Here is a 13,069-nt window from a genome sequence, read left to right as displayed (position 1 = left end):
GTGCAAAGAGGGAAAATCTTGTATAAAGGAGAATAAGTGAGCGTGAAGAATTTGAAGGAAAAAGGACAATTAGCGGAAAGGCTGTATCAGCTGCGTTATCTTGTGGCGGTCGTTATTCTGTTATTCTGTGTCTTGTTTGAAATTAGCGGGTCTTCCATTGGGTTCTGGTCCGTACTTCTCGACGGCACATACGAAAGCAGTGCCCAGGATAACAGTGGTGATCTGCTGGGAAGCAGTAGGAGCATCAGAACGGATGAATGGGCGGTGAGTACGCCCATGGCTTTTTCACAGGAATATAATTATACGGGAAAATACCCGTATTTTTCAGAAACAATCAGGGGGGACAGTACGGATGCATTTATTGTATACGGGCAGCCGGTAAAGTCATGGGAGGTCATTTTCCGCCCGTTCCAAATCGGTTATCTTTTTCTGGGGCCTTCGCGGGGGCTGGCATTTTTCTGGTGTGCCCGGATGCTGGCGTTGTTTTTGGTATCACTGGAATTTGGAATGTATTTGACAAAAAAGAAAAAACTACTGTCTCTGACATATGCACTGTTAGTGTGCTGTTCACCGGTTGTTGCCTGGTGGTTTGCAATTAACGGTCTGGTGGAGATGCTGGTGTTCGGCCAGCTGGCCGTTCTTATGTTTGTCCGGTGGATGCATACAGAATTTCTGTGGAAGAAACTGTTGCTGTCGGCAGGGATTGCATGGTGTGGGATAGCATATATTCTGGTATTTTATCCCTCCTGGCAGATTCCGCTTGGATATGTTTACCTTTTTCTGCTGATAGGCATTATTCTGCGGGAGCGGAAGAACGTAACATGGAAAAAGGGCTCTATTATTTTGAGTGCGGTAGTTCTTCTTATATCGATGGTCGGAGCGCTGGGGGCCATTTTCCTGAAGTCCGCAGACACCATTGAGCTGGTATTAAACACATCTTATCCTGGCGGCAGATCGTTTGTGGGGGGAGCTTCACTTCTAAGAATGTTCAGCTGGGCGGGCGGTTTGTTTTTTCCGTATATTGATCCCGGTCTTGGGATTTCTAATGTTTGTGAAGAAGCGCAGTTTTTCTCTTTCTTCCCCTTAGGTATAATTTTAGGGATAATCCAGATTTTTAGGAGCAAACAGAAGGATGCGCTGTTAATCACGATGACGGCAGGAACTTGTTTTCTTGCTTTGTACTGCGCGTTTCCATGGCCTTCTCTGCTTGCGAAAGCCACACTTCTGAGTATGTGCCAGGGGAGAAGGGTGCTGGTCGGAGTTGGATTTCTCAGTATTGTGCTGCTCGTCTATCTTATCTCGGAAAGTATTGTAAATTATAAAAGCAAAACTGCTGTTATTATCTCTTCTGTAATTGGAGCAGGACTTGCGGGAACCTGTTTTATATATTACACGCAGTTTATGGGAAAGAAGAAGGCACTGGTACTGCTCGCAGTCATCGCTGCTGGGGCAGTCCTCATTTTTGCGGCGATGAAGTGCAAAAGATATGCAGGCCTGGCCTGCTATGTACTGATTATCTCTTTTGTCTGTGGGATGACGGTAAATCCAGTACATCGGGGGGCAGATTCTATCTATTCCAGTAAACTGACCATGGCCATAAAGGAAGAAACAGAAGCGGATCAGGGAGATGGTTTGTGGATGGTGGAAGGCCTGGGCTTCCCATATCTGAACCTGCCCATTACTGTGGGTGCGCCAACGATCAATACCACAAATGTATATCCGGATCTGGAGCGCTGGGAGCAGTTTGACCCAGGGAAAAAAGATTTCAGTAAGTATAACCGTTACGCACATATTATCATTAATATTGTGGACGAGACCTCTCAGGAGCCGGTATTTTTCAATCCGTATGATGATCAGTTGGTTGTGAATCTACAACCTGATCAACTGGAGGTACTTCAAGTAAAGCACATTATGACGGATAAAGATCTAAGTGGGTTTAGTTCAGAAGAAATCCAATTTAATGAGACGGAAAAAATCGGAAGGTATTATCTGTATCAGGTAGAGTATTGACATTGGCTGATATGGAAAGAAAGCAGCCGCAAAGGGGTCTGACCCCTTTGCGGCTCTTTTTCAGAATTGTTTATCAATTTGTTTAAACCCATTCAGCGGGGTTTTCTTGTTTTATCCCGTCACCGTCCCCGCTGTTATTTAACGTAAGGTCATACCGATGCTGGCATGCGATCAGACGTATTTCGAAGTTCTGCCGTTCCTGATGCACGATCGAGGATAGGATCAGTCCGGCAAAGAATGCTATGATTGCGGTCAGGTAAACAAACCCGCAGACGATTAGTGTCGGGAAGTTGGGCACCAGGCCGGTGCGCGCATAGGTTACGATGACCGGAATAATGAAAATAGTGCTGATAACCGCCAGAAGAAGTGCAAAGGCGGAGAAGAATCCCAGCGGTTTGTAGCTTCTGTAAAGTCTTGCGATTGTGCGGAGCACCTTCATCCCGTCACTGTAAGTGTTCAGTTTAGACTCGCTGCCTTCGGGCCTGTCCCTGTATTCGATCACGACATTTTCTACGCGCATATTTTTATCGACGGCGTGGATGCTCATCTCGGTTTCGATCTCGAATCCTTTTGAGAGTACCGGAAATGTCTTTACAAAATTGTAGCTGAAAGCGCGGTATCCGGTCATAATATCCTTGATATCATTTTTAAAGAGCAAATTGATTGCTTTTCGGACAAGAGAATTGCCGAAATTATGAAACGGTCGTTTGTTTTCTGTGAAATAGGTGGAGGAGAGTCTGTCACCAACCACCATATCAGCATTGCGGTTAAGAACCTTGTCCACCATGTCACGTCCGAATTCTGCTGGATATGTGTCGTCACCGTCAACCATTAAATATGCTTCTGCGTCAATTTCACGAAACATGCGGCGGATAACATTTCCTTTCCCCTGCTGGTACTCATGGCGGACAACGGCGCCGGCTTTTTTAGCCAGTATGGCAGTGTCATCTGAAGAATTGTTATCATATACGTATATCGTTGCCTCGGGAAGGGCTTCTTTCCAGTCGGTAACTACCTTGGTGACGGTCTTACCTTCATTATAGCACGGAATTAATACTGCGATTTTATCCATAATAAGTTAATCCCCCTAATTCATTTGTAAAATCACTGATTTTATACTACACTATTGATTTATCATATGCAAGGATAAATCTTAAACTTAATTCTGTATCATTTGATATAACAGTGCAGACGGAGCTGTGCAATTACTGCAGAATCTTACTAAAGCAAGGTGGCTGCAGGCATCCAGCACTTCACCCCAGGCGAATTACAATGGGCTGGATGTATAACAGTTCAGGCCGGCCCCATCTGTTATCATTTAATATAATGAAGTGAAACATGAGTAAAAGATAAAATAAATAGAGCAGTTGAAAAAAATGCCCCGCACTTTTATAATGAATAGGTGGCAAATGGAGTAAAAAGAGGTCAGTAGAAATTTATGAAGTTTTATTACCGGGAACAGAATCAGTCTATTGAAATTATCAGATGTTTTGGATGCGACGGGAAAGTAATCCTGCCGGAGTATATTGACGGTTTGCCTGTGGAAAAGGTGGCTGCTTATACATTTTCTGACCGCAGGGACAATAAAGAACAGGAATTCCTGGTCTATGAGACGGAAGATCATGCCCTTTTTAAGGGCGAAGAAGAGCTTCTTGCCGGGTTGAATGTGGAAGAAATCATTTTTCCGGATACGGTGCGGGAAATCGGTAATTATATATTTTATGGCTGCAAAAAATTGCGAAAGCTGGTATTCTCCGATGCGCTGGTACAGATCGGCGGCGGTGCTTTTACCGGCTGCGGGGGACTGGCCTTCTTAAAGGTGCATATGAAGTCCGGCAGGCAGTCCTGCGTGAAGGAAATCTTAGGGGAACTGTGGCAGCGGATTGATGTTACGTTCTGCTATGAGCAGGAAGGCAGAAAAGCGGTTCTTGTGTTCCCGGAACATTATGAGGAAGCGGTGGAAAATACGCCGGCACGGATCTTATTTACACAGCATCATGGTTCCGGAAATAATTACAGACAGTGTTTTTATAATAAAGTAGTGGATTACCGCAAATATGACAGTCTTTTTTCGGTTGCCGCGGCATGGGATAAAGCAGATGTTCTGGCAGATATGGCATTGTGGCGGCTGGCCTGTCCATATGATTTGTCTGACAATCATAAGCGTTCCTATGAAAATATGTTAAGAGACAGGTATCAGGAAGTTGTGCCGTATCTAATAAAAAAAGAACGCTTTGATCAAATCAAATTATTTACGGCGCATGCGCTGTGGAATGCAGATATCTTGGAGTTTGCGCTGGAAACAGCCGCAGAAATGGGCGGGACAGAGATCCTTAGTTATCTGATGAATGAGAAACAGAAATCTTTCCCGACGGTTAGAAAAGAGTTTAGGCTTTGACGGGAGAGGTACGATATAATAAGAGTTTGCAGTGCACAGGAGAGAGGAGGGAACCGGCGGTGATTGAATTAGACAGTGAGCAGAAAAAGGAGATAGCAGTGCGCCTGGAGACGGTGGGGAATAAGATCCTTTTTGCGGCGCGGGATGAACTTTATCTGGGAATGCGTTTTCTGGATGTGGCGCTGAGCAGTTTCTTATATCAGATGGACATTACTGTAAATCCTTTTGGGACAGACGGGAACTCCATTTATTTCCATCCCCAGTATCTGGGTGGGATGTACAGGGAAAACAGGATTCTCGTAAATAGAGGTTATCTGCACATGGTATTCCATTGCATTTTCCGGCATATGGTCAAACGGGAACTGGATGACAGGTACTGGGACCTGAGCTGTGACATTGCGGTTGAACATATGATAGATGGGAATCAGCACCGTTCCGTCCGGTTTTCGAGGAGCCTTCTTAGAAGAGAGACTTACCGCAGGCTGGAGGCGGAGAGGAAAGTGCTCAATGCAGAGCGGGTCTATGCACTGCTTATGGGCTGGAATTTGGAAGAGAAGGAACTGGCGCGCCTGGAGCAGGAATTTTATGTGGATGACCACAAGTATTGGGAAAATAAATACCCACAGCAGAAGCCGGATCCAAACCTGCAGCGGAAGTGGCAGGATATGAATGAGCGCATGGAAACGGATTTGGAGACATTTTCAAAAGAGTCATCCCAACAGGCGGGGGATCTGCTGGATCAGATAAAAATTGAGAACAGAGACCGGTATAATTATAAAGAGTTTTTGAGAAAGTTTGCGGTACTGCGGGAAGAAATCGGTGTGGATGCGGACAGTTTTGATTATTCTTTTTACAGTTACGGGCTGCGGCTTTATGGGAATATGCCTTTGATTGAGCCGCAGGAGACAAAGGAAGTAAAGAAGATTTCGGAATTTGCAGTGGTGATCGATACTTCGATGTCCTGTTCAGGCAGCCTGGTAAGAAGGTTTTTGGAAGAGACGTATTCGGTATTGAGCGAAGAGGAGAGTTTCTTTAAAAAGGTAAATATTCATATGATACAATGTGATGAGAAAGTGCATTCGGACCAATGTATTACCAATGCCGAAGAGTTGGCAAAATATATGGAACATCTGACTCTGTATGGGGAAGGCGGGACGGATTACCGGCCGGCTTTTGCCTATGTGGATGCGCTGGTAGAGAAAGGGAGCTTTGAAGATCTGCGGGGGATTCTGTATTTTACGGATGGGTATGGCATATATCCCCGGAAAATGCCTGCTTATAAGACGGCATTTGTTTTTATGCAGGATGATTACTGTGATACGGATGTACCGCCGTGGGCGATCAAACTGACATTGGGCCAGGAAGATCTGGAACAAAAAATGTAAGCTGGAGGACAGGGAAAAGCATGGATATAAAAAGGGCAAAACAGGAAATTAAAGATTCCATAGAAGCATATCTGGCGAAAGATGAGTTCGGTGAATACAGGATACCCGCCATCCGCCAGAGGCCGGTTCTGCTGATGGGGCCGCCCGGAATCGGGAAGACGCAGATTATGGAGCAGATTGCGAAGGAATGTCAGATTGGGCTGGTGGCCTATACCATCACCCATCATACGAGGCAGAGTGCGGTTGGGCTGCCGTTTATTAAGGAGAAGGTGTATGGAGGGAGGAATTACTCGGTAACCGAGTATACGATGAGCGAGATTATCGCGTCGGTATATGAGAAAATTGAGCAGACCGGGATTGCAGAGGGAATTCTTTTTATTGATGAGATCAATTGTGTATCAGAAACACTGGCGCCGACGATGCTTCAGTTTTTGCAGGGCAAGACCTTTGGAAATCAGAAGGTGCCGGAGGGCTGGATTATCGTGGCTGCGGGAAACCCGCCGGAGTATAACAAGTCTGTCCGGGAGTTTGATGTCGTGACGCTGGACCGGATCAAGAAGATTGATGTGGAAGAAAACTTCGATGTCTGGAAGGAATATGCATACAGGCAGGGGATCCACCCGGCTGTGATATCCTATCTGGAACTCAGAAAAGAGAACTTTTACCGGATTGAAACAACGGTGGATGGCAGATACTTTGCAACGGCCCGGGGGTGGGAAGATCTTTCCCAGCTGATTCAGGTTTATGAAAGCCTGCACAAAACGGTGGACAGGGATGTGGTGTACCAGTATATCCAGCACCGCACAATTTCCAAAGATTTCGCAAATTATCTAGAGCTCTATTACAAATACAAACAGGATTATGGCGTGGAGGATATTCTGGTAGGAAAGTGGAGTACGGCAACCCTGCAGAAGGTAAAGGCGGCCCCGTTTGATGAGCATCTGAGTATCGTCAGCCTGTTGAATGGTAAACTCTGCGAGTTATTTACCGAATGTTATATGACAGATGCCTACGTGACAAAACTTTACGAGTATCTGATCTACTACAGGGAGAACCAGGTCACTTCCATGGTAGAGGATATCTGGCATTTGGCGGAAAAAGATCTGGAAGAACAGATGCGTTCAGAACTGCTGACCCGACGGGATGAATTGGTTTTAAAACGAGTCATTGCGGCGCTTGAGAGATTTGCCATAAGTATCAAAGGCGAATTATTTATCGGGGACGGTGTGTTCGATGAGGTCAAGGCACTTTTTGAAAAAGAAGTGGATAAGCGGGAAGACGAAATAGACCATACAGCCCGGACACTGCAATATGTATTCGATTTTTTGGAAGATGCATTTGGACAAAGCCAGGAGATGGTCGCGTTTATAACAGAACTGAATGCAAACTATTATAGTGTCTGGTTTATCAAAGAGAATGGAAGCGACAGTTACTACCGGTATAATAAGGGGCTGCTGTTTGACGAAAGGCATCATGATATTGTACGCCAGATGGACGGCGTGGAAGGAATGCTGTAAAGGGGTCTGACCCCTTTGCGTGCCATTTTCAGAATAGTTTAACAATTTGAGAAGGAGATGAAGTATGATTAAAGTTATTGCATCGGATATGGACGGCACGCTGTTGAATGATGACCACCGGCTGGCGCCGGAGACACTGGAGGCGGTACGCCGGGCGTGTGCTGCGGGCATACGTTTTATGCTTGCAACGGGGAGAAACTTCCGGGGAGCCATGGAAGTTATTAAAGACGCAGACCTGTACTGTGATTACATAGTGGGAAGTGGAGCTGAGGTGCGCAATCCGGAAAAACAGGTCGTATTTACGGCGCCGATTGATCTGGATTTGTGTGCGGAAATCTATGAAACACTGCAAAAATATCCGGTATCTCTTGTTTTCTCTACGGATGATTATGATTACAGGATTGGAACTGAAGCGGAAATTGAGGAGAGTTTTATCCGGCAGCTTAAGGTGTTTCATCTGGATAAAGACATCAATGAAGTACAGGCTAAAAAGGAGCCTTTATATGAGCAGATTAAAAAAATGACAAAGAAGATTTCTGATTTTGAAGAACTAAGGGCAGCAGGAGTGCCGGTATATAAGATCTTCCTGTTTTCCGGTGATATTCCTATGTTGAAAAGGATATGGGCGGAACTGGAACAGAACAAAGATATCGCAGTGGCGTCTTCTTTCGAAACAAATTTGGAGATTACGGATGTGAAGGCGCAGAAAGGCCCCGTGCTCAAACAGTATATTGAGTCACTGGGATATAAGATGGATGAAGTGATGGTGCTGGGAGACAGCATGAATGATTATTCCATGTTGTCCATGGATTTTGGGGCTACTGTGGCTATGGAAAATGCCGTGCCTGAGGTAAAGGCCGCGGCCGGATATGTGACAAAATCGAATGAAGACCTGGGAGCTGCGCATGCTATCTATAAAATTCTGGAACAGTATGGGGCAGGTAACTGAAACATTATACAGTTCCCAGTTTCTGTATATCTAACATGATGGTGACAAGAAAACAGTCTCCCTTATCCATACTTTGAATATCTCCGTTGTATTTATTCACAATGGTTCTGATAATCTGGAGTCCAAGCCCATGCCCGTCCCCTTTTGCAGAAATAAAATCTAATTTCTCCGGGTGCTCCAAAGGTGATTTAGAATTCTTAACATCCACAATCCAAAAATTTGCCCGTTCCTGCATACAGATATTCAACAGGCGTTTGTCCTGCGGTACCCGGAGACATGCTTCGATTCCGTTGTCTATGAGATTCACCAGCAGACCGGTGATTTCTACGGACTGCAGCGAACACTCTGGCGGAATATAAATATGCCAGTTTGTGGAAATATGATTCTGGATACAATACTGGTATTTGGCATTCAGCATCGTATTGACCACGGGCTGTGGTGTGAAGGATTTTAGTTCTTGAGCAGGCGGTATACTACCTTCTAATGGTAGATTTTCGACCATACCCATCATATCTTCCCACTGTTTTCTGAATGTTTGGGCGCCTTCCAGCGTCTGAAGGGCTCTGTGCCTTTTGTATTCCAGATATGCGCCAAAACAGACTACGACACAGGCAATCGCGAATAGGATGAAAAACCAGTAAAAAGCCGTCCATTCGTACACGGTGTACCGATGATCCATAAAAGGAAAGAATATTTCCCACAATATAAAGACTCCAAGGAAGGAAAGAATAAGAAGCGGGATGAGTTTTCGGAAAATCCCGCTTTTTGCATCCCCAGAAGTGGTATCCTTCCCAAACGAGGTCAGGATACAGTCAAATAACTGCAGAAGAGACTGCTTGTACTGTTGCTCTTCCTGTTCCAGATGGCTTTGGGACAAATTCCCCAACACCTGCAGATGATTGGCAAGATCGTGGCGGAGCTGATGGACGGCATCCTTCTGGATTTGAATATTCTGATAAAAAGAATATTCCTCCTGCAGTATCCGCTCATAATGCTTCCGCAGCTGGTAAGCCTGCTTTTGCCGGTACCAGACAAAAACAACCAGAAAAATAAATAGTATCGTTCCGGAAGCGATCGTACTGGCCAGTACGGTTAAGCTTCCATTGGTAAGACGCATAAACAGCCCCATCGCCAGATCGAGCAGCAATACCGCCGCGAACAGGAACTTCATGACAGTGTAGGGGACGCGGTCGAAAAGCTTCAGCTGCAGGATCCCCAATACGCAAAAGAATGCAATACAAGACAGCAATGTTGGAAACAAAGTATTCTCCAGGAATGCCATACCCTGGAGGAAATACCGCCAATTGCCGAGCACAAGTCCCTCGATGGTTGTGAAACCGGAAAAAATGCAGTTGAACAGGATGAAATGTACCATATATTTTACGAAATAATACATTCCCCGTCCGGTGAAGAGATAGCAGACTGCCAGCTGGATCAGGAAACGGAAAAGCTCGCTGACAGCGGCAATCTGCCAGTCACCATGGTAAGTGGTTGTAATAGAAATACTTGCGGGCAGGAAAAATGCAGTTGTAAACGCAAGTACAAACGAAAGACGCTGTTCGACATCCGGGCTTATTAAATAGATTATCAGGGAAGTTATCAGGGTTAGCCTGATGATATTATATAGAACCATAACATTTTCCTTTTACGAGGTATTCGTTTTATGTATTATAATCTTCCGTACTAAAAAAGCGTAGAAATTCTTCTCTTGACTTCTTATATCTGGAGCGGCTTACCGGTATCTCGGCCTGATTCAGCAGAATAATCTTCTGCGCCGTAAAATTCTGGATATAATTCATATTGACCACATAGCTTTTATGGCAGGATAAAAAACAGCCGGGAAGTTTTTCCTTCAGCTCAATCAGTTTCATATAAACCGTAAATTTTTCTTCCGATGTATATACATGCAGCCGGCGCTTTTCACTTTCTATGTAACAGATCTCGCTGCTTTTTAATGTGAAGATCCTGCCGTTGCTCTGCAGGGCAACTGGCTTATCCTGGCAGCAGTCCATATACTCAAGGGCCCGTTCTATTGCCGCCGTAAGCTTGTCCGTATCGACAGGTTTCACAAGAAAATAGGCGGGGTGTATGGTAAAGATATCTCGGGCATAGTCCAGATATCCGGTGATCAATACAATCGCAATCCAGGGATAACGGGTCTGAATGTCAGAAGCCAGACAGATGCCATTTTCAGTTCCAAATTGAATATCCATAAATAGAATATCCGGCAGAGAAGCGGAAGTTTCTAAATATAAACGCAGGTCACCGGGGGCAAGAAACGTTTTGATATCCCAGTTTTCAGGAAGAATATGGGACAGACGCAAGCTGAGATCCTCCAGGATGCTCTTATCGTCGTCGCAGATCAGCAGTGTTTTCAATAGCATCACCTCCTCTGTCTCAATATACTTATTTTACCATACCGCGCAGATAGAAGGAATGGATAAAAGCTATTTTTGTGATTTTTGCAAATTCCTATATTTAGAATGTTTTTAAGGCAGAGATATGGTACAATAATCAGGATTGGAACGCTGTTAGAACGGATGAAGAGACTGGGAAGAGGAGAAACACGCGATGAGTAAGAAAAAAAGGCATAAAAAGGAAAGCTCTGTTGGAGAAGTCATATCTACCGCCATATTGATTATTGCAATATGCGTATTTGTGTTTTGCGCGTATCAGCTTACCATAATGCTGGTACCTTATTATTCAGGCGGAAAAGAATATGACGATGTGAAGAAATTGGCGCTTTCGGTTGAAAAGAACGAGGAGGAGGACGGGGAACCGGGGTATACTGTGGATTTTGATGCACTGTTGAAAGAAAATCCGGATACCGTAGCATGGATTAGGTTTGATGAGCCCTCAGTAATCAGCTATCCTGTTGTAAAAAGTGCAGATAACAAAGAGTATCTGACAAAAACATTTACAGCCAATGACAACAAGCTGGGTGCAATATTTATGGATATGCGAAACGCCACGAACCTCAGCGACAGAAACACATTCATATACGGACACAATCTGAAAGTGGGCGGAGAGATGTTTTCCCAGCTGAGCGAGTACGCCAGTGAGGAATTCTGCAAGGCACATCCGTACTTCTACATTTATACCCCGGAAGGAGAGTCCAAGTATCAGGTATTCTCCGCAGGAACCGTGAAAGATACGGCCGACAATTACAAACTAACTTATCTGAATGATGAGGAATTCTCCAGCTATCTCCAGCTTTGCAAAGAGTCTTCAAACTATCAGGTGGATGTAGAGGTGAATGGCCAGTCCAGGATTGTTAGCTTGTCAACATGCACCAATGTAAACGATGACGAGCGCTTCCTGCTCCAGGGAGTTCTTGTGGAAGAGTAAAGGGGTCTGACCCCTATGCGGCTCGTTTTCAGAATATTCAGAATATATGATGGGTAAGGAGGATGAATGTGGCAGAAAGATTCGATATCGGTGATATAATCCGAATGAAAAAGCCCCATCCCTGCGGAAGCCATGAGTGGGAGGTGCTGCGGGTGGGCGCGGACTTCCGGCTGAAATGTGTGGGATGCGGCCATCAGATCATGGTTCCACGTAAGCTGGTGGAAAAAAATACAAAAGAAATTCGCAAAAAGTCTTGAACCGGACAAGTTATTATGGTATGATAATTACTCGTGACGTACCCGTAGGATTCTATATCCACGGACATCAAATTTCCTTGTTCCCGGGTGATCCGGGGGCCAGAGACCATAAGGAGGTGCAAGAGACATGAACAAGTATGAGTTAGCTGTTGTTGTCAGTGCAAAAATCGAAGACGACGCTAGAGCAGAAGTTGTTGAAAAAGTGAAAGCATTAGTTTCACGTTTCGGCGGCAATGTGACTGACGTTGATGAATGGGGTAAGAGAAGATTTGCTTACGAAATTCAGAAGATGAAAGAAGGATATTACTACTTCATCCACTTCGAATCTGACAGTACTGTCCCAGGCGAAGTGGAACAACGTATCCGCATCATGGACAATGTGCTCAGATATTTATGCGTTAGACAGGAAGCATAGAGAAAGAGGTATATATGAATAAAGTAGTTTTAGTAGGACGTCTCACAAGAGACCCGGAAGTTAGATATTCACAGGGTGATAGTGCAACTGCAGTTGCAAGATATACATTGGCTGTTGACCGCAGATTCAAGAGGGACAACGAACCAACAGCGGATTTTATTCCGTGTGTTGTATTCGGGCGTTCCGGAGAGTTCGCGGAGAAGTATTTCCGCCAGGGAATGCGTGTTTCCATTTCCGGACGTATTCAGACCGGAAGCTACACGAACAAGGACGGCGTGAAAGTATACACAACAGAGGTAATTGTAGAGGACCAGGAATTTGCTGAGAGCAGAGCGGAGAGCGAAGCCAACAGAGGCTCTTCTTTCCAGCAGGCAGCTCCAAGCCCTTCACCAAGTGTTGATGCAGGCGACGGATTCATGAATATCCCGGATGGGATCGACGAAGAATTACCGTTTAATTAAGACACGGTTGTGAAATCTTTCTATTAATATAGGAGGTAAAAAGAAATGGCTTACGAAAAAGGCGGCAGACCAGAAGGCGGCTTCAAAAGAAGAGGACCGGCCCGCAGAAGAAAAAAAGTATGCGTATTCTGTGGTAAAGAGAATAACGAAATCGATTATAAAGACGTAGCAAAGTTAAAGAAATACATCTCTGAGAGAGGCAAGATTCTTCCGAGAAGAATCACAGGAAACTGTGCAAAGCATCAGAGAGCTCTTACCGTAGCAATCAAGAGAGCAAGACACATTGCTTTAATGCCATACGTACAGGATTAATCAAAGCTGACAGACCG

13 protein-coding genes are annotated in these 13,069 nt (G+C 44.9%); 10 read left to right on the top strand and 3 right to left on the bottom strand.

The window, feature by feature from the left end; genetic code table 11:
* Positions 1 to 42: 42 nt before the first annotated feature.
* Complete coding sequence (locus MWG26_RS20670) at positions 43 to 2,010, top strand: DUF7657 domain-containing protein (protein WP_025655749.1); 1,968 nt, start codon at positions 43 to 45, stop codon at positions 2,008 to 2,010.
* Positions 2,011 to 2,092: 82 nt separating this feature from the next.
* Here MWG26_RS20670 and MWG26_RS20665 read toward each other — a convergent pair whose 3' ends face one another.
* Positions 2,093 to 3,082, bottom strand: coding sequence for a glycosyltransferase family 2 protein (locus tag MWG26_RS20665; protein WP_117440816.1), 990 nt, complete (start codon positions 3,080 to 3,082; stop codon positions 2,093 to 2,095).
* 366 nt (positions 3,083 to 3,448) lie between these two features.
* On the opposite strand from MWG26_RS20665, the gene MWG26_RS20660 reads away from it, so the two are divergent.
* From MWG26_RS20660 to MWG26_RS20645, 4 genes are all read left to right on the top strand, one after another.
* Positions 3,449 to 4,408 (top strand): leucine-rich repeat protein, encoded by a 960-nt coding sequence (locus MWG26_RS20660; RefSeq protein ID WP_025655750.1) that lies wholly within the window; start codon positions 3,449 to 3,451, stop codon positions 4,406 to 4,408.
* 62 nt (positions 4,409 to 4,470) lie between these two features.
* The gene (locus MWG26_RS20655) at positions 4,471 to 5,793 is read left to right on the top strand and encodes a vWA domain-containing protein (RefSeq protein WP_025655751.1); all 1,323 of its coding nucleotides are present in this window, start codon (positions 4,471 to 4,473) and stop codon (positions 5,791 to 5,793) included.
* 20 nt (positions 5,794 to 5,813) lie between these two features.
* Positions 5,814 to 7,310, top strand: a complete 1,497-nt coding sequence (locus MWG26_RS20650; RefSeq protein ID WP_025655752.1) for an AAA family ATPase — start codon at positions 5,814 to 5,816, stop codon at positions 7,308 to 7,310.
* A 64-nt stretch (positions 7,311 to 7,374) separates the two neighbouring features.
* A complete protein-coding gene (locus MWG26_RS20645) occupies positions 7,375 to 8,259 on the top strand; it encodes a Cof-type HAD-IIB family hydrolase (protein WP_025655753.1) in 885 nt (294 codons plus the stop codon).
* A 4-nt stretch (positions 8,260 to 8,263) separates the two neighbouring features.
* Here MWG26_RS20645 and MWG26_RS20640 read toward each other — a convergent pair whose 3' ends face one another.
* A complete protein-coding gene (locus tag MWG26_RS20640; protein WP_025655754.1) occupies positions 8,264 to 9,892 on the bottom strand; it encodes an ATP-binding protein in 1,629 nt (542 codons plus the stop codon).
* Between the two features lie 28 nt (positions 9,893 to 9,920).
* Positions 9,921 to 10,637, bottom strand: coding sequence for a LytR/AlgR family response regulator transcription factor (locus MWG26_RS20635; protein ID WP_025655755.1), 717 nt, complete (start codon positions 10,635 to 10,637; stop codon positions 9,921 to 9,923).
* 193 nt (positions 10,638 to 10,830) lie between these two features.
* On the opposite strand from MWG26_RS20635, the gene srtB reads away from it, so the two are divergent.
* The 5 genes from srtB to rpsR all read left to right on the top strand — a co-directional run bounded on the left by srtB (position 10,831) and on the right by rpsR (position 13,052).
* Positions 10,831 to 11,607, top strand: coding sequence for a class B sortase (gene srtB, locus MWG26_RS20630; protein WP_025655756.1), 777 nt, complete (start codon positions 10,831 to 10,833; stop codon positions 11,605 to 11,607).
* A gap of 68 nt (positions 11,608 to 11,675) precedes the next feature.
* Positions 11,676 to 11,864: a DUF951 domain-containing protein gene (locus tag MWG26_RS20625; protein ID WP_025655757.1), complete on the top strand. Its 189-nt coding sequence runs from the start codon at positions 11,676 to 11,678 to the stop codon at positions 11,862 to 11,864.
* Positions 11,865 to 11,991: 127 nt separating this feature from the next.
* A complete protein-coding gene (rpsF, locus tag MWG26_RS20620) occupies positions 11,992 to 12,279 on the top strand; it encodes a 30S ribosomal protein S6 (protein WP_025655758.1) in 288 nt (95 codons plus the stop codon).
* 14 nt (positions 12,280 to 12,293) lie between these two features.
* Positions 12,294 to 12,740: a single-stranded DNA-binding protein gene (locus MWG26_RS20615; RefSeq protein WP_025655759.1), complete on the top strand. Its 447-nt coding sequence runs from the start codon at positions 12,294 to 12,296 to the stop codon at positions 12,738 to 12,740.
* 45 nt (positions 12,741 to 12,785) lie between these two features.
* Positions 12,786 to 13,052 carry a 30S ribosomal protein S18 gene (gene rpsR, locus MWG26_RS20610; RefSeq protein ID WP_025655760.1) on the top strand — a complete coding sequence of 89 codons (267 nt, stop codon included), beginning with the start codon at positions 12,786 to 12,788 and terminating at the stop codon, positions 13,050 to 13,052.
* Positions 13,053 to 13,069 lie beyond the last annotated feature (17 nt).

The organism is Faecalicatena contorta (genome assembly GCF_022835095.1).
Taxonomy (GTDB): Bacteria; Bacillota; Clostridia; order Lachnospirales; family Lachnospiraceae; genus Faecalicatena; species Faecalicatena contorta.
Note: the sequence above shows the minus strand (reverse complement) of the source record. Positions and strands in the feature narration are given on the sequence as shown.

Coding starts and splice junctions, on each gene's coding strand:
- rpsR (WP_025655760.1), top strand. CDS start 12,786: ATGGCTTACGAAAAAGGCGGCAGACCAGAAGGCGGCTTCAAAAGAAGA.
- MWG26_RS20615 (WP_025655759.1), top strand. CDS start 12,294: ATGAATAAAGTAGTTTTAGTAGGACGTCTCACAAGAGACCCGGAAGTT.
- MWG26_RS20650 (WP_025655752.1), top strand. CDS start 5,814: ATGGATATAAAAAGGGCAAAACAGGAAATTAAAGATTCCATAGAAGCA.
- MWG26_RS20645 (WP_025655753.1), top strand. CDS start 7,375: ATGATTAAAGTTATTGCATCGGATATGGACGGCACGCTGTTGAATGAT.
- MWG26_RS20640 (WP_025655754.1), bottom strand. CDS start 9,892: ATGGTTCTATATAATATCATCAGGCTAACCCTGATAACTTCCCTGATA.
- srtB (WP_025655756.1), top strand. CDS start 10,831: ATGAGTAAGAAAAAAAGGCATAAAAAGGAAAGCTCTGTTGGAGAAGTC.
- MWG26_RS20660 (WP_025655750.1), top strand. CDS start 3,449: ATGAAGTTTTATTACCGGGAACAGAATCAGTCTATTGAAATTATCAGA.
- rpsF (WP_025655758.1), top strand. CDS start 11,992: ATGAACAAGTATGAGTTAGCTGTTGTTGTCAGTGCAAAAATCGAAGAC.
- MWG26_RS20665 (WP_117440816.1), bottom strand. CDS start 3,082: ATGGATAAAATCGCAGTATTAATTCCGTGCTATAATGAAGGTAAGACC.